This window comes from Nocardioides sp. YR527, assembly GCF_900101045.1.
GTDB lineage: Bacteria > Actinomycetota > Actinomycetes > Propionibacteriales > Nocardioidaceae > Nocardioides.
Genome location: NZ_FNFN01000008.1, coordinates 104,702 through 124,902, shown reverse-complemented (window position 1 = coordinate 124,902; position 20,201 = coordinate 104,702). Strand labels below are relative to the sequence as shown.

Sequence of the window (20,201 nt, the reverse complement as noted above, 5' to 3'; positions counted from 1 at the left end):
GCCCTCAGGTCGCCTGCGCGATCCACTCGCGCAGGCGACCTGCCTCGCTCGGCAGCAGCGACAGATCGTCCTCTGGCAGGAACTCCAGCAGTACGTCCGTCGCCCGCCCGGTCGCGGCCAGCATCTCCAGGGCCGGCGGCCACAGGTCGGCCCGAGTCTCCAGCCGCAGGCGCTCGTGGCGTGGCCACCACGAGAACGCGTGCACCGCCCGTACGTGCGGGAGCAGCCGGGCCAGCCCGGCCAGGGCCACCTCTGCCGGCTCGCCCACCCGGGGCTGCCAGTAGGTGCCGACGTTCGGCCGGTCCACCTCGGCGAGGAGGTCGAGAGTGGACTCGACGGTGTCCGCCAGCGTCAGGTCGTGGTGCTCGAAGGCGAGCTCGAGCCCGTGGCCGGCGGCCTCGTCGGCCAGCCCCTGTACGCGGCGTACGACCTCGGCACGCTCGGCGGGGGAGGCCTCGGCCGAGCCGGTGGTGCCGGCCCAGATGCGTAGGCGGGTGCACCCCAACGCCCGGGCCGCTCCGATCAGCGCGAGCCCGTCGTCGTCCGGCGTGGCCCGCCAGTAGGTGCCGTAGGAGGCTACGGCCAGTCCGGCCGCGGCGGTCGCCGCAGCCAGGTCGGGCAGGTCGGCTGCCGGTGGGGCGTGCACGTCCGCGCCCCACTCGATGCAGGCCAGACCGGCCTTGGCGGCCGCCTCCAGCACCCCGTCCGTCGGGAGATGACGTGCCGTGACCGAGCACAACCCGGGACGCAGCATGCTCAGAGCCCGCCGTGGTAGGTCGTGCCCAGCGTCGAGACGTCCGTGGGGCGCTCGGAGGTGTCCACGCGACGCATGCCGTCGTTGGTCTCGAGGAAGAGCGGCGCCTCGGGGTAGCGCAGCTCGTCGTCGAGCGGCACCTTGTCGGTCCACGCGAAGAAGTCGCGCCCGAACACCGCCCGGTCCTTGCGGCCGTAGAGGTGGAGGTCGCCCGCGGTCAGGGGACTGCGGATGCACCAGTGCACGCCGTGCTCGGCCCAGACGGCCCGGTTGGTCATCAGCACCGACTGGCGCTCGTCGGGCGTGAGCACCGTCGTCCAGAAGTCCGGCGCCGGGTCCTCGACGTCGTCGGCGAGGAACACCAGGTCGTGGGCGTGCCACGCGGTGCTCGGGGCGACGTCGGCCTCGGTGCCCCAGTGGGTCGCCGAGGCGAAGTAGCCGGCCGGCGCCTGATAGTGCGCGTACGTCGCCCGGCAACGCGCCATGAACTCCTCGAGCTCGGCGTCGGGGCGCACCCGGCACACCTCACGAATGCCGTGCAGCGTCAGACCCATGCCTGCGATCAGCATGGGGGTGTCGCTCTTCAGGGTCGTGCTGGGTGCGACGTACCAGTAGCGGTGGAAGCGGGTCTGGCCGTCCGCGTCGGTCCACGCCGAGCGGGCGACGTGGCGGCACAGCCGGACGGCCTCGTCGAGGTAGCGCTGCTCACCCAGGCGCAGGTGGCCGAGCAGCAGCGGCACGATCATCAGGCCGTAGTACTCCGCGGGCTCGAGGATCCCGCCGGCGACCCGATCCTCGGCCTGCCGCCAGGTGCCCGAGGAGTCGGCGTCCGGGACTCCGGGCTCGTGGTGGCGGGCGATGAGGAGGTCGAGGTCCTCGGCGATCTCGGCCAGGCCGCTGTCGTCGCCGGTCACCTCGGAGAGCAGCAGCTTGACCCACACCCGGGCGTACTCCTGGTTGCAGGTGCCGTCCTCGGCCGGGCGGCCGCCGCCGAAGGAGTGCAGGGCGACCAGGTTGCGGCGTACGACGTCGACGATCCGGTCGACCTCGGCGTCATCGAGCAGGTGTCGGGCGTGCTTGAGCCCGAGGAGCAGACCGATGCTGCCGGTCGCGTTGTGGATCAGGCCGGTCGTGGCCGACTCCCCGACCTGGAAGCCGACGTGCTTGTACTGGTCGTCGTCCTGCAGGGCGCTGCTCTGGAAGCGCATCATCCGGCGCCAGACCTCGGCGGCCCGGTCATCGGGCCGCGCGGCGAGGAGCTGTGCGACGGCGCCGAGAGCCGGCGCGGAGAAGGCGGCGTGGCCGCTGGTCCAGTCGAGGAAGGTCGCGGGGTTGGTGCCCCACACGCTGTGGTTGTGGAAGCCGTTGATCGCCCCCTCATCGGTGACCCAGGTCAGGAACCAGCGGGTGAGGTGGGCGAGGTCGGGAGCAGGTTTCGTCATGGGGGTCTCCGATGGTGGTCAGGCGCTGGTGGCCAGGGTGGCGGGGTCGACCGGGCGCAGCGGCGGCCGGCCGTCGATCAGGGCACGCACCTCGTCCACGGCGGCACGGCCCAGGCGGCGCAGCTCACTGCCCTGGGAGCCGGCGACGTGCGGGGTCAGGGTGACGTTGGGCAGGCTCCACATCGGGTCGTCGGCGGGGAGCGGCTCGGGCTCGGTCACGTCCAGGATCGCCCGCAGCCGGCCCGAGAGCAGCTCGGAGCGGAGTGCGTCGTGGTCGACGACGCCGCCCCGGGCGGTGTTGATCAGGGTGGTGCCGTCGCCCATCAGCCCGAGCAGGCGGGCGTCGACGAGGTGCCGGGTCTGCGGCAGCAGCGGCGCGTGCAGCGAGACGACCCGGGAGCGTGCGAAGAGATCGTCGAGGCCGACGAGCTCTGCACCCATCTCGGCGGCTCGGGCCGCGTCGATCGTCGGGTCGCTGACCAGGACGGAGAGGTCGAAGGGGGCGAGCAGCTCGACGAGCGCCCGGCCGGTGGCGGAGGCGCCCAGGAGGCCGACCGTCGTGCCGTACGCACCGTCGATGGTGTCGTCGACGGTGAGGTCGGGTGCCACCCGGTCGGCACGGAACCGCTCGGTCAGCGGCAGGACCGACTTCGTGGCCCACAGCACCGCGGCCAGGGCGTACTCGGCTACCGGGCGGGCGTTGGGCTCGACGCCGCAGGTGACCCGGAGGTCACGCTCCCAGGCTTCGGGGGAGAGAAAGTACTTCACCGAGCCGGCGGCGTGGACGACGGCGCGCAGCCGTGGCATCCGGGCGAGCGCCGAGGCGTCGATGGTGGGTGTGCCCCAAGCCGTGACGAGCACCTCCACGTCGGCGGCACCCGGGTCGTCGTAGGACGTCAGCACCTGGTCGGCATCGATGTCCACGAGGTCACCCAGCTCGGCCAGGAGGGGTGCATCGAAGAACCGATGCTGGAGATGGGGAGTCATCGCGAAGGCGGCGCGCACGAGGCGGATCCTCTCGGGTCGTCGAGGCTGTCGGGGCCGTTTCGGAAACGGCCGGATCTGGGCTTGCCCATTTAAACATAAGATGTGTTATCTTCGTCACGTTGGCGCCCGGGATAGCGCTTTCCTCACTCCGGTGGTCGGCAGTCCGAATCGCCAGAGTCCACGCGAACAACCTCCGTCGCATGAAGATCGACGGACGACGAAACGGAGATTCCTGTGGAGACACGACGCTTGTGGAGGGCGGGTGCTGTCGCAGCGGTTCTGCTTCCCCTGATCGCGACCGCTGCCTGTGGAGGCAACGGCGCCGCCAGCGACGACAGCAAGGAGGTGCGGGTGCTGGTCAACCTGACCGACAACCTCACCAAGGACTTCTGGAACGATCTGGTGAAGCCCTTCGAGGACGAGACCGGCATCGACGTCAAGATCGAGGGCCCGACCGGCACCAACGTGGGCGAGACCTTCAGCTCTCAGCTCGCGGCGGGCACCGCTCCCGACGTGGTGCAGTCCATCTTCCCGGACGACCAGATCGCCCCGGAGGTGCTCGACCTCTCCGAGGAGAGCTGGGTCGAGGACACGCCGATGGTCGACACGTACGCCATCGACGGCAAGCGACTGGTCGCCGGTGTCGGCTCCCAGGCGCAGTCGCTCGTCTACTACAACAAGACGGCCTTCGAGAAGGCGGGCATCAAGGCCACGCCGCAGACCTGGGACGAGTTCAACGCCACTCTCGGCCAGCTCGCCGACGCCGGCTACACCCCGCTGCAGACCGCGGGCCAGTGGCAGACCGGCCTCCAGCTCCAGCAGCTGTGGCACCCCACGCTCAACACCGAGCAGCCCGAGTGGCAGTCGGCCGTCGCCGACGAGAAGCTGACCCTCGGCGACGCCTTCGAGCCGATGTTCGAGCACTACGCCACCTGGCTGGGCGACGGCTACATCAAGAAGACCGATGTCGGCCTCGACCCGACCACCGCCGACGCCAACTTCATGGAGGGCAAGGTCGGGATGTACCCGCTCGGGAGCTGGCTCGTCGCGAGCCTGGACAACGCGGGCGAGCTTCCCTTCGAGGTGGGCGTCTTCTCCCCGCCGGTGGACGACGGCATGGCCTACCCCGGCCCCCAGGGCGCCACCATGGCCAGCCCCTACATGGTCTACGCCGGTAGCGAGCACTCCGACGAGGCCCTTCAGCTCGTCGAGTACCTCGTGACCGATGAGGCTGCGATCGAGAGCCAGCTGACCGCCGACGGCGTGTTCCGTGCCGGCGCGGCCGTCGAGCAGTCCCCGGTCGCGACCGAGATCCAGGCGGTCATCGACGAGGCGCCCGCGCTGGTGGCTGTGGGCGAAGGTGCGGGCGACATCCGCCTGCCCGTCGTCGGCCTCAACGACAAGTTCACCGAGATCGTGCAGAGCCTCTACACCGGAACCAGTCCCGAGGACGCCGCGAAGGCGCTCGACGACTGGGCCGAACAGAATGGGTGACCCCTCGGGGCCACGACGAGGAGAACGATGATGGCTCTCATGAGCGCCAGCAAGACCGACAGCCCTCCCGCGGCAGCGAACCTGCCGCGGGAGGGAGGGGCCCGGCCTCGCCGGACGACCGGCAGGTCATCCGGCTCCCGTCCGCGCACGTCGCGGTGGGTGGAGGCCTCGATGGTGCTGCCCGCGTTGGTGGTCTTCGTCGGCCTCCTCGTCGTCCCCGTCGGATACGCCGTCTACTACAGCTTCACCGACTACAACGGCTTCCCGACCCAGACCCCGGAGATCGTCGGCTTCGACAACTACGTCCGGATCTTCGAGTCCGCCGACGTCCGGGGCTCCATGGTGGTGACCGCGATCGTCGCGGTCGCGGGCTCGATGGTGGTCAACGCCGCGGCCCTGGGCCTGGCTCTCCTGCTGTGGCGCACCACCCGCTTCACCGCGTTCGCCCGGGTGGTCATGTTCTACCCCCACGTGCTCAGCCTGATCGTCGTCGGCTTCCTCTGGTCGGCGATCCTGGGCCCGCAGGGAGCGGTCAACTCGGTGCTGGAGAACCTGGGCCGCAGCCCACTCCCGTTCCTCAGCGACGAGACCTGGGCGCTCGCCACCTTGATCCTCGTCATCGCCTGGGCGCAGTTCGGCGTCCAGCTGCTCATCTACCTCGCCGGGCTCCAGGCCGTGCCCGCCGAGCTCTTGGAGGCCTCGCGCATGGACGGTGCCAACCGCTGGCAGACCTTCCGCCACGTCACCTGGCCGGCCCTCGCGCCCTCGGTGACGGTGGCCCTGATCACCTCGATGATCTCGCTGCTCAAGACCTACGACGTCGTCGTCTCCCTGACCGGCGGCGGACCGGCAGGATCCACGAAGACCTTCGCCTACCAGATCCTCGCCGTGGAGTTCCCCAAGCGGCAGGTCGGGCTGGCCTCGGCCGAGGCAGTGGTCCTCATCCTGGTGGCCGCGTTCCTCGCGTTCGGCGTGCTCGCGCTGCGACGCCGTCACGACCAGGGGGCGCAGGCATGAGCGCGCTGCAAGCCCTGACCGGTCGGCGGAGCTCGACCGGCGAGCGGCGTACGCCGTTCTGGTATGCCACGGTCACGGCACTTTGCGTGGTGATGCTGGTGCCGATGTACCTCTTGGTCGTCAATGCGTTCAAGGACCAGCGCGACATCATCAGCCGGCCGTTCTCGCTCTCGCCCGGTCAGTTCACGCTCGAGCATCTCGCTGCAGCCTGGAACAACCCGGACTTCGACATCGCGTTCGGCTACGCCGTGACGATCGCGCTGGTCATCTGCGTGAACCTGGTCTCGATAGGCGTCTGTGCGCCGGCGGCGTACGTCATCGCGCGCTCCCCGCGCCCGGTGTTCGGGGCGGCGCTGCTGTTCTTCATCTCGGGCATGTTCATCCCGACCCAGGTGATCCTGGTGCCGGTGATCTTCGTGCTCCGGGCGATCGGGCTGATGTCGACGTTCCCCGGTCTGGTGCTCTTCATGGCCTCCGCGACGGTGCCGTTCACGATCTTCGTCTTCACCGGGTTCATCCGGATGCTGCCCTCCTCGCTCGACGAGGCGGCGGCGATCGACGGCGCTGGTCCCTACCGGACGTTGTGGACGATCATCCTGCCGTTGATGAAACCGATCCTGGCGACCGTGTTCATCCTGAATACCTTGAGCGTGTGGAACGACTTCGCCAGTCCGCAGCTCATCCTGGGTCCCGGCTCGGGCCTCTACACGGTCACCACGGGTGTCTACGCGTCCGTGGGGGAGTACTCCGCCGACTACACCCAGGTGTTCCCGACGCTCCTGCTCGCCGTGCTGCCCATCCTGGTGATCTTCGTGCTCACCCAGCGCTGGGTGATGAGCGGGATGGCCGCCGGGGCGGTCAAGGGCTGACCTGTGCTCGATGGCGTGGGCGCGACACCGCCCCACGCCATCGAGCCTCGTTCTGCGACCGGTTCAGTCCTTGCGGTCGCCGGCGTCGGACAGTGGCAGCCGGCGGCGGCGCCACGCCTCGAGGATGTGGTCGTTCATCGCGTCCTGGGCGCGGACGGCGTCGCCCTCGGAGATCGCGGCCAGCACGGCCTCGTGCTCGCGCAGGGTCACCGCGAACGCGTCGGGCGTGTCGACCCCGTGGTAGCGCGAGCTCTCCAGTGCCCGGTCCATGAGCGTGCGCGCGATGTTGCTGGCCAGCCTGTTGCGGGAGATCTCCATGACGGTCTCGTGGAAGGCCACGTCGGCGGCGCGGAAGACCTCCTCGTCGGCGGTGCTCTCCCGCATCCGCTGAATCGCCTGGTCGAGCTCGGCGACCTGCTCCTCCGACCGGCGCTGGGCGGCCTCCGCCGCCATCACCGACTCGAGCTGGGCACGGACGACACTGAGCTCGTCGAGGATGCCCAGGGTCTCGTCGTGCTTGATCAGGGCGGTGAGGACCACTCGGTCCATCGTGTTCCACGCGGTCATGGGGCGCACCTCGGTGCCGCGCCCACGCGCGATCGTGACCAGGCCCTTCTCCTCGATGCGCTTCACGGACTCGCGGACGACGGTGCGGCTCACGCCGAACTGTTCGCTGAGCGGTCCTTCGGGCGGCAGTGCGTCGCCCGGCGCCAGGCGCCCGGAGACGATCGCGTCCACGAGCTCGTCGACGACCACCACGCCGAGCATCGGCTGCCGGTCACGCGGCTGAGAGAGGACCGTGGTGGTCCGTGAGAGCGGTTGCGGCATACCCGGAAGTGTAGGACATCGTACGTCGCCGAAGCGGCGACATGGCCGTGCCGCGTCGACGTTCGAGACATCTCATCATCCAGCCAAGGCTTGACACGTCATATGTATGACATCACCCTAGTAGGGTGGCGCATGTCACACGGAGCTCGTCTCGGAGGCCGCACGGCCACCCCTGGGTGGTCCTTCTGTCTCTCGCCGGGCGCTCCGCCCCCATAGAGAAGGGAACGGACCATGCAGCAACCAATGACGCGCCGCCTGGGCGCGTTGGCCGCGGCGGCCGTCGTCGCGGTCACCGGTTTCGCGGTCACCGCAGGAACCGCCGACGCGGCGGGAGGAAAGTGCAAGGCTCTCTGGGTCTCGCCCGACGGCAGCGACAAGGCGGCCGGGTCGGAGAGCGCGCCGTTCGCAACCCTGGAGCGTGCTCGCGACCAGATTCGCGACAAGAAGCTCAATGCTCGAATGGGTTGCGACGTCACGGTCAACGTCCGGGCGGGCGAGTACCAGGTGGACTCCACCCTCGAGCTCGATGACCGCGACAGCGGCAGCAACGGCCACGACGTCGTCTACCGGTCGGTGGACGGGCCGGGCAAGGCGGTGCTGACCGGTGCGAAGGAGCTGACCGGGTGGGAGCCGTTCCGCGACGGGATCTACAAGACCAAGGTCGAGCCGGGCCAGCGGTTCTACACGCTGTTCGAGGACGGTGCGCGCGCCGAGGTCGCCCGCTACCCCAACCGCGGGTCGGTGGACTCCCACGGGCCGTACCTCTTCTCCAAGCTCGGTGAGCCCGAGAAGGAGGCCGTACGGCAGTGGCTCTACTGGGAGGACGGTGACTGGGACCCGGCATGGGACGACACCCCGACCAGCAACCCCCTGGCCAACGCCCAGCTGACCGTGTGGTCCGGCGGCTCCTGGAGCTGGTTCACCGACATCGTGCCGATCGGCGGGGCCGACTACCGCAAGGGCTTCACCACGCTGAAGTACTGGACGCGCTACGCGCTGGTCAACAGCGGCGGCGGCTCGCGCTACTTCATCCAGAACGCGCTGCCGTTCCTCGACCAGGCGGGCGAGTACTACTTCGACTACGCCAACAACGAGGTCTACTACAAGCCGAAGGGCGACATCAGCAAGGTGCGGATCATGGCGCCGACGGTGAAGAAGCTGATCGACGTCAAGGGTGCGACGCCGGAGCGCCGGGCGCAGAACATCACCTTCGACGGCATCGGGTTGCAGCACAGCGACTTCACCGACTGGTACCGCTCGGGGTGGATCTCGGCGGGCGACTCGGGTGACGCGCACAAGTATCCCGAGTACGACCGGCAGATCGAGATGCCGCGCAACCGGTTCGGCGCGATCACGCTGGAGAACACCAAGGACATCACGCTCACCAACCTGCACGTCTCCGACACCGGGTTCATGGGTGTCTACGCCCTGTTCGCCAACGAGGGCCTGAAGGTCACCAACAGCTGGTTCGAGAACATCGGCGCGGACGCCATCAAGATCGAGGGTGGCTGGCCCGGTGAGGGCGACCTGAGCCACGGGCACACGATCTCCAACGTGTTCATCGACCACATCGGCGAGCTGGTGCCCGGCGACGCGTCCGGGGTCGAGCTGATGGACACCGGCAACAACCTGGTCGAGAACATCTTCGTCAACCACTCCGCGCGGTACGGCATCAGCCTGGAGTCGCGTCCGGAGGTCGTCGACGGCGAGCAGTACACCGACAACAACACCTTCCGTTACATCGAGATCCAGAACGCCGGCCTCGACTCCGGTGACATGGGCGCGTTCTACACCTACGGCGTGGCCAACCAGGATCCGCACCCCGTCAAGAACACGGTGGAGCAGATGGTGATCGGCGACGTACTGACCGACCCGGTCGGGGAGATGCCCGACTCCGGCACGCGCGGCATCCACATGGACGCCGGCGGCTGCGGGTTCTCCTTCACCAACATCGAGGTCGGTGAGACCACCGACCAGTCCTACCAGTCCTACCAGTGCAACGAGGTCACCAACGGCAACTGGAACGACGGTTTCGACGCCTCGAAGATGGAGTACGACAAGATCGGCATCACCTCGGAGTTCCCCTACGACGTGAGCGCGCAGATCGCGGCGGCCCGTTCCTGACGGCAGCCCCACCACCGCAGGCCCGGCGCATCGCGCCGGGCCTGCGGTCAGTACGCCTCGCCCAGCGGCGCTTCTCCGGCACGACGTGCCTCCGCGGGGGAGACGTGCGTGACCGCGAGGAGCTCCTCGCGACCGCCGGCCTTCTTGTCGACCGTGAGCACCAGCCCGACGTCTCGCGCGTAGAGCTTGTGCTCCAGCACGTCGGGTTCGAGCGGGGTCGTGTCGGCGGTCTTCACCAGGTCGTCGTACTCGCCGGCGGGGACGCTCGCCCGGCGGCCGAGCGCGAGGACCTCGCCGTTGTCCTCGGCCTCGCCCTCGTAGAACTCCTGCCGGTAGGTCATCCCGACCTCCGGGGAGGCGGGCATGATCACACCCGCCTGGGCGCCGTCGACGCCGGCCTCGAAGGACCCCTCGCGGGTGGTGAGCTCGCCGTCCTCGAACTCCGCGGTGTCCTCGCCGAGGTACCAGACCGTGCCGTCGGCGTCCTGGGCGTACCAGTCGAGGGTGTCCTCGATGATGTCGCCGTCGCGGGTGACGGTGTCGCGTACGACCCGGGCGGTGACTCCGTCGGCGATCTCGCGGGTCACCGAGGTGGCGATGACGTCGACGTCGACGGTCTCGCCGTCCTCGGTGGTCTCGCGGTAGGTCCAGCGGGTTCCCGGCTCGAGCGGGAACCACGGGTTCGTGATGTCGGCGGTGAACTCGGCGGGATCGAGATCGACCGGGTCGTCCGCCTGCGGGAGCCCCTCGGTGCCACAGCCGGCGACCACCACGAGGCAGCAGACGAGGAGATGGCGGAGGCGAGGCATCGTACGACCTCGGGTCAGTCGTCGGAGCCGGAGTCGTCGTCACCTTCGGTGCCGACGACCTGGAAGTTCTCGTCGAGCTGGACGTCGACCTGGCTGCCGTCGTCGAGGGTCACCTCGACCTCGTACTTGCTCTCCTCGTCGTCGACCTCGGTCGCGGTGACGGTGCCGCCGCCGGTCTCGGCCAGGGCGGCCTGCTCGGCCTGATCGAGCTCGGAGGCGGGGATGGGCTGTTCGTGGGTCTCGTCGTCGCTGGAGAGGGCACGTGCCGCACCGACCGTTCCGGCGGTGACCACGGCCGCGGCCGCGACGACGACGGCGATGCGCTTGCGGGTGAGTTTCATGGCATCGACGCTACGGAGGCTGGATGAGGGGCGGATGAGTCTCTCATCCGGCGCTCATCCGCGGACCTAGCATGAGCGTGTGCGGGTGCTGCTGGTCGAGGACGAGGAGAAGCTCGCCGCGCTCGTCGCCCGTGGGCTCACCGAGCGTGGCGGCGTGGTCGACTCCGTCGCGACCGGCACACAGGCGCTCGCCTCGGCACGTGATGGCGAGTACGACGTCATGCTGCTGGACGTCATGCTGCCCGACATCGACGGCTTCGAGGTCTGTCGTCGGCTGCGGGCTGCGCGGGTGTGGATCCCGATCCTGATGCTGACGGCGCGCACCGCGGTGGCGGACCGCATCGCCGGCCTGGACAGCGGAGCCGACGACTACCTGGCAAAGCCGTTCGCGTTCCAGGAGCTGCTGGCCCGGATGCGGGCCCTCGCCCGGCGCGGTCCGGTGCCGCGGCCGGTGCTGCTGGAGGTCGGCGGCCTGCACATGGACCCGGCCGAGCGCCGGGTCTGGCGCGGGGAGACCGAGCTGTCGCTCTCGACCCGGGAGCTCACCCTCCTCGAGGCGCTCATGCGCCGGCGCGACCAGGTCCTCACCCGTGAGCAGCTGCTCGCGCTGGCCTGGGGCGATCACCACGACGTCACCTCCAACGTCGTCGACGTCTACGTCCGCTACCTGCGCGCGAAGATCGACCGGCCCTTCGGCGTGAGCACCCTGCAGACCGTACGTGGCGTGGGCTACCGGCTCGTCGCGGAGCCGTCGTGACGCGCTGGTCGCCGGCGTGGTGGCCGCTGCGGGTCCGGGTCGCGCTCGCCTTCCTGGCGGCGACCGCCGTCGCGGTCACCGGCCTGGGCGTCCTGGTCCAGGTCCGGGTGAGCGCTGCCCTGGACGACCGGCTGCGCGACTCGGTCGCCGCCGAGGCCGATCGGCTCGAGGCGGAGCGTGGCCACGACCGGTGGGACGCCGTCGCCGGCCTCGGCGGCGAGGTCCATGCCCAGGTGATCGGTCCACGGGGTGACGTACGGGTCTCGTCGCGGCTCGTCGCGGAGCCGCTGCTGGACGCCGCCTCGCTGCGGTCCGGCCGGTCTGGCTGGGTCGAGCGGACGGCGACGGTCCTCGACGACGATGCGGCAGCGGCGGGACGGCGCGACCCGGAGCGGGAGCGTCTCCTCCTGCTGGTCAGGCCGGTCGGGGAGGACTACCTGGTCGTCGGCACGTCGCGACAGGATGCCGACGAGGCCCTCACCACGCTGCGCAACCAGCTGCTGATCGCCGGTCCGCTCGCCCTCGCCGTCGCGGGCGGGCTCGGCTACCTGGTCGCCGGCGCGGCGCTGCGGCCGATCGAGCGGATGCGCGCCCGCGCGGCGACGATCTCGGCGCGCAGCGCCGGCGAACGGCTCCCGGTTCCGGCGGCCGACGACGAGCTGCGCCGGCTGGCGCTCACCCTCAACGCCATGATCGAGCGGCTCGACGACGGTCTGCAGCGGGAGCGCCGGTTCGTCGCCGATGCCAGCCACGACCTGCGTACGCCGCTCGCGCTGATGCTCACCGAGATCGAGCTCGCGCTGGCCCGGCCGAGGACGCCCGAGGAGCTGAGGGTCGCCCTGAGCTCGGTCGAGGAGGAGGTGCGACGCCTGATCGCGCTGGCCGAGGATCTTCTCGAGCGCGCCGGCTCCGAGGGTCCGTCCTTGCGGGTCGAGTCGCGCCCGGTCGACCTGGTGGCCCTGGCCGCACGTGTCGTGGAGCGGTTCGGGGTGGCCGCCGGGAGCCGGGGCATCGAGATGACGGCGCCGCGACCTGTCGAGGTACGCGGCGACATCACCCACCTCGACCGGGCACTGTCGAACCTCGTCGACAACGCGATCCGGCACGGCGCCGGCGACATCGAGGTCGCGGTCCGCGCCACGTCCGGCGGCGCCGTCGTCACGGTCACCGACGAGGGCGACGGCCTCCCGGAGGACTTCTGGCCGCGGTCCGGGCCCTCCGGCCAGGGTCTGCGGATCGTCCGCGAGATCGCGCGGGCGCACGGCGGCTCGATCGACGTCGAGCACGTCGGCGACCGCACCCATGTGCATCTGGTGCTCGCATCGCCGACCGTGGTTGCCCCTTAGTCCAGAGGCCGACCCGCTCGACTACGGTGGCCGCACGTCGTCCGACGTACTCCGGCCCGAAGGGATCAGCGAAGCCATGAACGTGAACGAGCCAGGTGTCGCTCTGAGCATCGACGGTGCGGTGGCGACCGTGCTGCTGGACCGTCCTGACGTACGCAATGCGCAGCATCCGGCGATGTGGGCGGCGATCGCGGAGTTCCTCGAGTCGCTCCCGGACGAGGTGCGGGTCGTCGTGGTGCGCGGTGCCGGGGGCACGTTCTCGGCCGGGTTGGACCTGTCGCTGGTCGACCCGGGTCAGACCGAGGTGGAGGGCAGCCTGGTCGCGACGCTGGCGCGGAGCGACCAGGAGGTCGTCGACCTGATCGGGGAGTACCAGCGGCCGTTCGTGGCGCTGGCCGACCCGAGGTTCATCTCGATCGCCGTCGTCGACGGCTACGCCATCGGCGCCGGTTTCCAGATGGCGCTGGCGTGCGACCTGCGGATCATGGCCGAGGACGCCTGGGTCTGCATGAAGGAGCCGGCGCTGGGGCTGGTCCCCGACCTGGCCGGCACGAAGCCGCTGGTCGAGGCCGTGGGCTACTCGCGAGCGCTCGAGATCTGCGCCACCGCCCGCAAGGTCGGCGCCGCGGAGGCCGAGCGGATCGGCCTCGCGCAGAGCGTCGTGTCGCCGGCCGAGCTCGACGCCACTCTCGCTGATCTGGTCCCAGCGCTCCTCGCCCACGATGCGACCGCGGTGCGGCGTACGCATGAGCTTCTCGCGGGTGCGCGGGCCAGGAGTCTTGACGAGCAGCGGCTGGCCGAGCGGACCGCCCAGGTGGGTCGGCTCCGCGCCGTGCTGCGGGGCTAGCCGTCGGCCGGACCGGCTACGAGACCGGCTGTCCGTGGTCCACGAACTCGATGTCGACGGCCAGCTGACGCAGCCGGGTGCCGAACCAGGCGGCCGCCAGGCAGATGACGAGGTACATCGAGATCGCCTGCGTCGCGTAGTTGGGGTAGTGGAGCACCCAGATCACGTGGTCGTCGGTCGAGGCCGGGTCGGCCCAGATGTAGGGCATCATCCAGGCGATGAAGCCGCCGGTCAGCTGGGACGCGACGAAGATCAGCAGGGCCTCACCGGCCCGGCCCCACCACTGACGAGGCAGCTCGCGGCGGAGTGCGGGGCCGACCTTGCGCACCAGGCCCGGCCGCCAGCCGGCACCGGGTGCGACCCGGGCGGAGAGCCGGGGACCCACCGCGATCAGCAGGAACGACAGGACCAGGAATCCCGCGATGCCGAACGAGGTGATCCCGGGGACCAGGGCGACCCGGCTGCGCATGAGTCCCGGGGTCAGCAGCAGCGCGGCGAGCGGAGCACCCACGAGCAGGGCGGCGACGTAGCACCGGAGCAGGGCGCCGGCGAAGGTCAGGGATTCCGTGGTCGCCCGGGGTGGCGACAGCTCGATCTTCATGGCCGGAGACTAGCCTGTTATTTCACTATGGTGAAACAAATTAGGTGAGGACGTGAGCGCATGTCCGAGGACGGTGACCGGCTCGGCTCGGAGCTGAGCCTTCACGTGGTGATGTTCCACGAGGCCATCGCCCGCCGGCTGGGTGTCGGCAACAGCGAGCACAAGATGCTCGACCTCGTGGCCCGCCACCCCGACGGCATCACCCCCGGGGAGCTCTCCGCCGCCACCGGGCTGAGCAACGCGGCCGTCACCAAGATCGTCGACAAGCTGGTCGCCGCGGACTACGTACGCCGCGAGCGCAGCTCCCGCGATCGCCGGTCGTTCCGGATCCGCACCACACCACACTTCCAGCAGACCTCGCGTCCGACGGCGGCCGGGCTCGCCCAGCGGATCGAGCAGATGAACCAGGGCTTCGATCAGGACGAGCTCGCCGCCATCGGACGCTGGGTCACCGGTGTGATCGAGGCGTTACGCCTCGAGACCGAACGCCTGGAGTCGGAGGAGCGATGAGACGGCGCCGTCAGTCGGCCTCGAGAACGGGGGAGCCGTCGGTGGGGATGACGATGGCGCTGGCCGGGGTCAGGTCGACGCGGTAGGTCCCGCCCGCGCTGACGGTGGCGAGCACGGCCTCCGCCTCTGCGCGGCTCCCGAAACGCTGCGTACGCAGGATCTCGGTGACCTCGGGGCGGATCGACTCCACGGGGCCGACGCCGGGGAGAAAACCTCCGTAGGAGTCGAGGACATCGAGCTCGAACTGGACGTACCAGCCGTCGGGGTCGTGGACGAAGCTGTCGATCTTGATGTTGATGCCGTCGGCCAGGAGCGGGATCCGCGGGTTGCGGTTGAGCGCGCGGTCGTAGCCGTGCTGCACCTGACCTCCGTCGACCAGCCGGACGCGTACGTCCTGGGCGCCGTTCTCGCGGCCGGGCTTGAAGGGGCCGTAGGTCTCGATGCTCTGGTAGCCGGGCTGGGTGTCGGCGATGGCGTTGGTGGCGGTGGCGTACCTCTTCTCGAGGTAGTTCACCCATTCGCCCGGGACCATCGCGTCGAGCATGGTGAGCTGTCGGTCGCGGTTGGCCGGGTCGTTGTTGTGGGCCTTGAGGGCCTGGTAGATCTCGACCAGCGGGAACTGGTTGGCGTGCTGGCCGGTGACGTAGTCGGGTGCGACGCGCTGCTGGAGCCAGGCGAGGTTGTAGGGGAAGCCCAGTCGCTGCCAGCCGTTGGTCGGTGAGACGATCTTCGGGCTCCAGCCGTAGCCGCCCATGTAGCCGAACGTCAGCCGCTTGCCGTCGCGAGGGTCCTTCACCTCGAACACGAACGAGGCCGACCCGGGAGTGTGGCCGGGTGACCACAACGGCATCAGCCGTACGTTGCCGAAGTCCATCCACTCGTCGTAGACGAGGAAGTCGCTGCGCTCGCGGATCAGGGTCTCGCTCGCCGGCAGCGCCGGCGGTAGATTCCAGGTGTTGCCGACGGCGTCCTGCCCGAGGCCGACGATGTCCTCGCGCGGGGAGTGCAGCCGCACGCTGCCACCGGCGTTCTCGATCATGGTGACCAGCTCGACCGTGGTGCCGTAGTGGTCGCCGTGGCCGTGGGCCATGATGATGTCGTCGATGTCGCGCGGGTCGAAGCCCATCGCCTCGATGTTCTTCCAGTACTGGTAGCCGCTGTTGGGCCAGCCGGTGTCGAGCAGCACCAGCCGGTTGTCGCGGCGGTTCCGGGTGCCCATGTCGGTGTTGAACAGGTAGCAGGACACCTCGTTGTCGCCGACGAAGTAGAAGGTGTCGGGCACGATCTCGAAGGGCTCGGTGCTGCGGGTGTAGGGCGCGGCGGCGACCCCGGTCGCGACGATGTCCACGTAGCGCTGCCCCGAGACCGGGTCGACGCCCTTGTCGGTGAGCAGGTCGCTCTGCGTGGGTACGTCCCACACCGGCTTGCCGTCGGAGACGTCCTGCGGCGTGAAGTAGAAGATCTGGCGCACCCGGGCGTCGTCGGCGTCGCGGAAGTCGCGGTCGAAGACGACGAACACGGCCTGCCGGTTCGTTGTGCTGTAGGCGTAGTCGCGCGTGACCGGCACCGCGGCGAACGTCGAGGACTGCGAGGCAGCCCAGCTCGACGTGTCCACCCGGTAGACCTCGACATCAGGTGCGACCCGGTAGGTCTCCTCGTAGCGCCTGCTCGGCCGGGGGAGCGGGCGACCGCCGATGTCCTCGGTGACCTGCCGCCCGTCGCCGATCGTGATGGTCCGCGCGCTCTTGGCGTAGACCCAGCCGGCGGCGACCATCGCTCCCGGGCTGCCGTCGCGCGGGGCGAGCTCCGGGCCGTACTTCTGCGTCGCGAAGACCGGCCTCGCCGACTTGGTCAGCACCGTGTGGAAGGGCTGGGTCTGGTCGTCGTCCACGACGACCTCGCCGCGCTTGACCACGAAGTCGACGAGAGTGCCTTGGGTGATGCCCGCGGCGATCTGCTCGGCGGCGCTGGGCCGTACGCGCTGGGTCACCGCCAGCCGGCTCCCACCCTCTGCCAGCACCGGCACCTCGACGACCGCCTGGGTGCCCTGGTCGACGACCTTGGGCTCGCCGACGACGAATCCGACCACCACCCCGTTGCGTGTGATCCTTCGCTCGGGGACCGAGGCGGCCTCTGCCGCCTGCTGGATCCCCGGCCCGCTCGCGGCCAGCGCGCCGCCGCCGGCGACACTCGCGCCGACCTTGAAGAGTGAACGCCGATCGAACTCCATGCCCATGCGATTGCCCTCTCCGCGATGGCTCTCCCGGGAGGGAGGCCGCTGGATCCGCAGCCTAGAAACGGCGCGGAACAGGCGTCCAAGCCCGTTTCGGACTGACGTGATGCCGGCCGGGTATGACGACGGTCACACGCATGCTGGAGGCGTTCTAGGACCATCGCGGCCAGTCCTCTGGAGTGTCGACCGCCGGCTGATCGACCACCCACTGGCGGAAGCGGTCGATCTCGGCTTGGTAGGCAAGCGGTGGGTAGCTGCTCCAGTCCTTGACCCCCGGCCAGAGCAGCTCGACCTCGATGTCGTTGTCGCGCGCCGTGATCGAATAGAGCTCCCGGTTGTCCCTTCTGGAACCGACCACCATCCCGTTGGCAACGTGATCGCAGGTGAAGGTCTCGAACCCATCGCGGCCGGAAGCGGCCGCGCCCGGCGTCAGGTATGTCGACATGAGGAACTTCAGCCAAGGCACCATATGGTTCGCCTTGTCCCCGCCGTCGTAGCTCAGACAGCAGCCCTGCGGGCACGCCGACCAGTTGGACCATCCGCGAGGTGCCGTTCTCTGGAGTGCCAGCACAGCGGCGTTGTCGTTGTCGAGTGCTCGCACCCCGGTCTCGCGGCGGTCGACGAAGACCGAGCCGGAGATCCGGGTGACGAGCTCGCGTTCGTCCTCGTTGAGCTCAGGCAGTATCTGCAGGTATCCGACGAAGTCTGTTTGGTATCCCATGGGCGCCACGATTCTCGCCTCGCATGAGCCGAGCAAGGAGCGACCTCGAGGCTGTGGACAACTCGGATCGAGGCTGGGTTGTGGATGGAAAGTGGCCCGCGGTCATGGTCGGATTCAAGGGCGGCGGGTGAACCGGATGGTGCCGTCCGGCAACCGCTCATGGACGTACGCCGGGGCGTGGGCCAGGCGGTGATGATGGAGACAGAGCAGAGCCGCGTCTTTGAGGTCGGTCTTGCCGCCGGCCGCCCACGGGTCGAGGTGGTGGGCGTCGCACCATTCGGGTGGCATGTCGCAGCCCTCGGCTTGGCAGCACTTGGCCTGCAGCCGGAGTGCCTTGCGCTGGATCGGTTGGAAGAACCTGCTCGCTCGGCCGGCGTCGAGGACCTCACCCTCGCTGCCCAACACCCAGGGAATGATGGTCGCGTTACACGCCATCCGACGGGCCTCCGCGGCGGTGATGGTGGTCCCGTTGGTCTCGTCGTAGCCCAGGGTCGCGGTGCCGAGGTCTTTGCGGAGCTCTTCGAGGCTGATGACCACGTTGACCACGGTGGCGTCGCCGCCGTGGCGGGGCAGCGCTGCGGGATCGAGGGTCTCCAACAGGCGGGCGAAGCCCTGGCCCATCAGCCGCTCCCACGGCGGCAGCGGGGCACCCTTGCCGACGAGTTGTTGTTTGCGGGGCTGGGCGTAGGCCTCGACCAGACGCTTGAACCTCATCCCCATCGAGACCGGCAGCACACCGTCGAACCCGACGGTCCCGTCGTGGTTGTCCCACACCCGCAACGCGGTCCTCTGCTGAGCCCGTTCCTCTTCGGCGAGCAGCGCTTGGGCTTCGGCGTCCTCGAACCGGGCGGGGTCGATCTCGGTCAGGATCTTCCGGCCGACGATCGCCAGCTCGTTCGCAGTCAGCCTGGTCGCGTGGTCGACCAGGAGTTTTTCGGCCAGGGTCAGGTCTTCGGAGCTGGCGACCGGGTCGGCCTCGATCTTGTCCAGGACCTTCGTGATCACCCGGGCCTTGTCCGGGGAGACGACACCCTGGGCGAGACCGTCGGCGACGAGCTCGTACGTGGCGATCTTGGTGGCGAGTTTGATCTGCGACCTGGCTACCGCTTTGTCGAGGAGGAGCTCGGCGCGCATCCAGGCGGAGGCGTCCTTGTCGCCGGTCTCTTCGGCGATATCACCGGACGAGGCGAGCACCCGCAATCTCAATGCGGCCTGCTGGGTCTGGATGATCTCGAGCCGGGCCAGCAGGTCCTTCTTCGTCGAGGTCCGCCAATAGGCAGGATCACTCGCGAGGAGGTCTTGGAGGGAGGACTCGATGGCAGCAAGAGCAGCGTCGATCGCATCACCGGGGTGGCTGCCCCAGTGGTCGACGTCGCGGTCCAGACTCATCGTGATCCCTCCCCTCAGAGGTGTGTCGTGATGGGTCTGATTCTACGCCCGCGAGGGGATACCTAGCCACCTATAGGTGCAGGTCAGACGCTATTTTCGCGGTGAGCGAACGGCCCCGCTTCTGTGGATGGTAAGTGGCCCGAAGGGCCACCCCTCCACCCCCGCAAGCCCCACTGTTCCAGCAGGATTCCGCTGCGCCACACCCGGGCCGCCGCCCCGATAGCCAGCCAAGTCTTTTCTCGATCTGGTCCGGAGTCCAGGACCGCGAAGCGGCCGGCGAAGCCGGCGCCCGCAGGGCGTCCTTGACGCCGGACCAGATCGAGAACACCCTCCAGAAAGGGTCGGCGGCCCTCGGTCCCAAGAAGAAACAGTCCCCGACAACTGCCAGGACGAACTCAACAACGTCGAAACACCCCGACCAGACCCGGAAGCGACCGTGTTGGTCTCGACACGCTCGCTAGCGCTCGCGGCTCGACCAGCGGGGCGGGCGGCTCGACCAGCGGGGCGGGCGGCTCGACCAGCGGGGCGGGCGGCTCGACCAGCGGGGCGGGCGGCTCGACCAGCGGGGCGGGCGGCTCGACCAGCGGGGCGGGCGGCTCGACCAGCGGGGCGGGCGGCTCGACCAGCGGGGCGGGCGGCTCGACCAGCGGCGGAGGCGGTCTCGTCGGCGAGACAGATGCGCCGACTCGGCACCCGTCGACGAGACAGATGCGCCGAGTCGACGAGCATCAGGCGGTGAAGGGAGTGGTGCCGAAGCGGCCGATGACGATGAAGAGGGCCAGGGCGAGGTAGGCGACGTTGACCATCACCAGCTTGGCCTGGCCGAGACGACCGTGGGTGATCATCGCGCCGATCATCAGAGCGATCCAGCAGGCGGCGGTGACGGGCACCATGACGGGCGCGATGCCGAGCACGGCGGGAAGGACGAGCCCGATGGCGGCCAGGATCTCGAGTACGCCGAGCGTACGGACGAAGGTCGGGCTGGCGCCGCGGGTCCAGGCGGCGCCGTCGTGCTGGGACAGCTTGTCCAACGGTACGAAGGTCTTGGTGATGCCGCCCGTGAGGGCGACGAGGGCCAGCAGTCCGGCGATGATCCAAAGGGCGATGTGCATGTCTCTCTCCTGATCTGTGG

At 69.5% G+C, this 20,201-nt stretch carries 19 protein-coding genes; 8 read left to right on the top strand and 11 right to left on the bottom strand.

The features are described 5' to 3' along the window. Positions 1-4 precede the first annotated feature (4 nt). Genes BLT25_RS23145 through BLT25_RS23135 form a run of 3 tightly spaced genes read right to left on the bottom strand, consistent with a single transcriptional unit; the run spans position 5 to position 3,201 of the window. Positions 5-754, bottom strand: coding sequence for a sugar phosphate isomerase/epimerase family protein (locus BLT25_RS23145; RefSeq protein WP_091051102.1), 750 nt, complete (start codon positions 752-754; stop codon positions 5-7). Between the two features lie 2 nt (positions 755-756). Continuing rightward, positions 757-2,196: a hypothetical protein gene (locus BLT25_RS23140; RefSeq protein WP_091051100.1), complete on the bottom strand. Its 1,440-nt coding sequence runs from the start codon at positions 2,194-2,196 to the stop codon at positions 757-759. 18 nt (positions 2,197-2,214) lie between these two features. After that, on the bottom strand, positions 2,215-3,201 hold the full coding sequence (locus tag BLT25_RS23135) for a hydroxyacid dehydrogenase (RefSeq protein ID WP_091051097.1): 987 nt from the start codon (positions 3,199-3,201) through the stop codon (positions 2,215-2,217). Between the two features lie 216 nt (positions 3,202-3,417). On the opposite strand from BLT25_RS23135, the gene BLT25_RS23130 reads away from it, so the two are divergent. The 3 genes from BLT25_RS23130 to BLT25_RS23120 are packed head-to-tail and all read left to right on the top strand — an operon-like array spanning position 3,418 to position 6,563. Further along, a complete protein-coding gene (locus tag BLT25_RS23130; RefSeq protein ID WP_091051096.1) occupies positions 3,418-4,677 on the top strand; it encodes an ABC transporter substrate-binding protein in 1,260 nt (419 codons plus the stop codon). Positions 4,678-4,716: 39 nt separating this feature from the next. Further along, a complete protein-coding gene (locus BLT25_RS23125; protein ID WP_091051423.1) occupies positions 4,717-5,694 on the top strand; it encodes a carbohydrate ABC transporter permease in 978 nt (325 codons plus the stop codon). Next, positions 5,691-6,563 (top strand): carbohydrate ABC transporter permease, encoded by an 873-nt coding sequence (locus tag BLT25_RS23120; protein ID WP_091051093.1) that lies wholly within the window; start codon positions 5,691-5,693, stop codon positions 6,561-6,563. Before BLT25_RS23125 ends, BLT25_RS23120 begins: the two co-directional genes overlap by 4 nt. Positions 6,564-6,626: 63 nt before the next feature. Here BLT25_RS23120 and BLT25_RS23115 read toward each other — a convergent pair whose 3' ends face one another. Beyond that, on the bottom strand, positions 6,627-7,391 hold the full coding sequence (locus BLT25_RS23115) for a FadR/GntR family transcriptional regulator (protein WP_218131456.1): 765 nt from the start codon (positions 7,389-7,391) through the stop codon (positions 6,627-6,629). Between the two features lie 231 nt (positions 7,392-7,622). Here BLT25_RS23115 and BLT25_RS23110 point away from each other — a divergent pair, with 231 nt between their 5' ends. Next, entirely contained in the window at positions 7,623-9,515 is a 1,893-nt protein-coding gene (locus tag BLT25_RS23110; RefSeq protein ID WP_091051091.1) for a right-handed parallel beta-helix repeat-containing protein, read from the top strand. Between the two features lie 47 nt (positions 9,516-9,562). Here the strand turns inward: BLT25_RS23110 and BLT25_RS23105 are convergent, their stop codons facing one another. Together BLT25_RS23105 and BLT25_RS23100 are read right to left on the bottom strand one after the other, a co-directional pair. Continuing rightward, entirely contained in the window at positions 9,563-10,324 is a 762-nt protein-coding gene (locus BLT25_RS23105) for a hypothetical protein (protein ID WP_143033833.1), read from the bottom strand. Positions 10,325-10,338: 14 nt separating this feature from the next. After that, a complete protein-coding gene (locus tag BLT25_RS23100; protein WP_091051088.1) occupies positions 10,339-10,665 on the bottom strand; it encodes a PepSY domain-containing protein in 327 nt (108 codons plus the stop codon). 79 nt (positions 10,666-10,744) lie between these two features. Between BLT25_RS23100 and BLT25_RS23095 the strand changes: the two genes are divergently transcribed. The 3 genes from BLT25_RS23095 to BLT25_RS23085 all read left to right on the top strand — a co-directional run bounded on the left by BLT25_RS23095 (position 10,745) and on the right by BLT25_RS23085 (position 13,615). Further along, positions 10,745-11,422: a response regulator transcription factor gene (locus BLT25_RS23095; protein ID WP_091051086.1), complete on the top strand. Its 678-nt coding sequence runs from the start codon at positions 10,745-10,747 to the stop codon at positions 11,420-11,422. Continuing rightward, positions 11,419-12,768, top strand: coding sequence for an ATP-binding protein (locus tag BLT25_RS23090; protein WP_091051083.1), 1,350 nt, complete (start codon positions 11,419-11,421; stop codon positions 12,766-12,768). Before BLT25_RS23095 ends, BLT25_RS23090 begins: the two co-directional genes overlap by 4 nt. 76 nt (positions 12,769-12,844) lie before the next feature. Further along, entirely contained in the window at positions 12,845-13,615 is a 771-nt protein-coding gene (locus BLT25_RS23085; protein ID WP_091051081.1) for an enoyl-CoA hydratase/isomerase family protein, read from the top strand. Positions 13,616-13,631: 16 nt separating this feature from the next. On the opposite strand, the gene BLT25_RS23080 is transcribed toward BLT25_RS23085, so the two are convergent. After that, the gene (locus BLT25_RS23080) at positions 13,632-14,216 is read right to left on the bottom strand and encodes a hypothetical protein (protein ID WP_091051078.1); all 585 of its coding nucleotides are present in this window, start codon (positions 14,214-14,216) and stop codon (positions 13,632-13,634) included. A 60-nt stretch (positions 14,217-14,276) separates the two neighbouring features. On the opposite strand from BLT25_RS23080, the gene BLT25_RS23075 reads away from it, so the two are divergent. Then, a complete protein-coding gene (locus tag BLT25_RS23075; RefSeq protein WP_091051075.1) occupies positions 14,277-14,726 on the top strand; it encodes a MarR family transcriptional regulator in 450 nt (149 codons plus the stop codon). Positions 14,727-14,736: 10 nt separating this feature from the next. Here the strand turns inward: BLT25_RS23075 and BLT25_RS23070 are convergent, their stop codons facing one another. The 4 genes from BLT25_RS23070 to BLT25_RS23050 all read right to left on the bottom strand — a co-directional run bounded on the left by BLT25_RS23070 (position 14,737) and on the right by BLT25_RS23050 (position 20,181). After that, positions 14,737-16,962, bottom strand: a complete 2,226-nt coding sequence (locus tag BLT25_RS23070; protein ID WP_091051071.1) for an MBL fold metallo-hydrolase — start codon at positions 16,960-16,962, stop codon at positions 14,737-14,739. Between the two features lie 148 nt (positions 16,963-17,110). Continuing rightward, on the bottom strand, positions 17,111-17,689 hold the full coding sequence (locus BLT25_RS23065) for a hypothetical protein (RefSeq protein ID WP_143033832.1): 579 nt from the start codon (positions 17,687-17,689) through the stop codon (positions 17,111-17,113). A 105-nt stretch (positions 17,690-17,794) separates the two neighbouring features. After that, entirely contained in the window at positions 17,795-19,069 is a 1,275-nt protein-coding gene (locus BLT25_RS23060) for an HNH endonuclease signature motif containing protein (RefSeq protein WP_091051067.1), read from the bottom strand. 728 nt (positions 19,070-19,797) lie between these two features. Beyond that, complete coding sequence (locus BLT25_RS23050) at positions 19,798-20,181, bottom strand: DoxX family protein (RefSeq protein WP_091051063.1); 384 nt, start codon at positions 20,179-20,181, stop codon at positions 19,798-19,800. Between the last annotated feature and the right edge of the window lie 20 nt (positions 20,182-20,201).

What these genes read in the sequence shown, in the direction of transcription:
- BLT25_RS23050 (WP_091051063.1), bottom strand. Translation starts at nt 20,181, where the DNA reads ATGCACATCGCCCTTTGGATCATCGCCGGACTGCTGGCCCTCGTCGCC.
- BLT25_RS23145 (WP_091051102.1), bottom strand. Translation starts at nt 754, where the DNA reads ATGCTGCGTCCCGGGTTGTGCTCGGTCACGGCACGTCATCTCCCGACG.
- BLT25_RS23070 (WP_091051071.1), bottom strand. Translation starts at nt 16,962, where the DNA reads ATGGGCATGGAGTTCGATCGGCGTTCACTCTTCAAGGTCGGCGCGAGT.
- BLT25_RS23085 (WP_091051081.1), top strand. Translation starts at nt 12,845, where the DNA reads ATGAACGTGAACGAGCCAGGTGTCGCTCTGAGCATCGACGGTGCGGTG.
- BLT25_RS23110 (WP_091051091.1), top strand. Translation starts at nt 7,623, where the DNA reads ATGCAGCAACCAATGACGCGCCGCCTGGGCGCGTTGGCCGCGGCGGCC.
- BLT25_RS23100 (WP_091051088.1), bottom strand. Translation starts at nt 10,665, where the DNA reads ATGAAACTCACCCGCAAGCGCATCGCCGTCGTCGTCGCGGCCGCGGCC.
- BLT25_RS23120 (WP_091051093.1), top strand. Translation starts at nt 5,691, where the DNA reads ATGAGCGCGCTGCAAGCCCTGACCGGTCGGCGGAGCTCGACCGGCGAG.
- BLT25_RS23075 (WP_091051075.1), top strand. Translation starts at nt 14,277, where the DNA reads ATGTCCGAGGACGGTGACCGGCTCGGCTCGGAGCTGAGCCTTCACGTG.
- BLT25_RS23125 (WP_091051423.1), top strand. Translation starts at nt 4,717, where the DNA reads ATGAGCGCCAGCAAGACCGACAGCCCTCCCGCGGCAGCGAACCTGCCG.
- BLT25_RS23115 (WP_218131456.1), bottom strand. Translation starts at nt 7,391, where the DNA reads ATGCCGCAACCGCTCTCACGGACCACCACGGTCCTCTCTCAGCCGCGT.
- BLT25_RS23080 (WP_091051078.1), bottom strand. Translation starts at nt 14,216, where the DNA reads ATGAAGATCGAGCTGTCGCCACCCCGGGCGACCACGGAATCCCTGACC.
- BLT25_RS23140 (WP_091051100.1), bottom strand. Translation starts at nt 2,196, where the DNA reads ATGACGAAACCTGCTCCCGACCTCGCCCACCTCACCCGCTGGTTCCTG.
- BLT25_RS23060 (WP_091051067.1), bottom strand. Translation starts at nt 19,069, where the DNA reads ATGAGTCTGGACCGCGACGTCGACCACTGGGGCAGCCACCCCGGTGAT.
- BLT25_RS23105 (WP_143033833.1), bottom strand. Translation starts at nt 10,324, where the DNA reads ATGCCTCGCCTCCGCCATCTCCTCGTCTGCTGCCTCGTGGTGGTCGCC.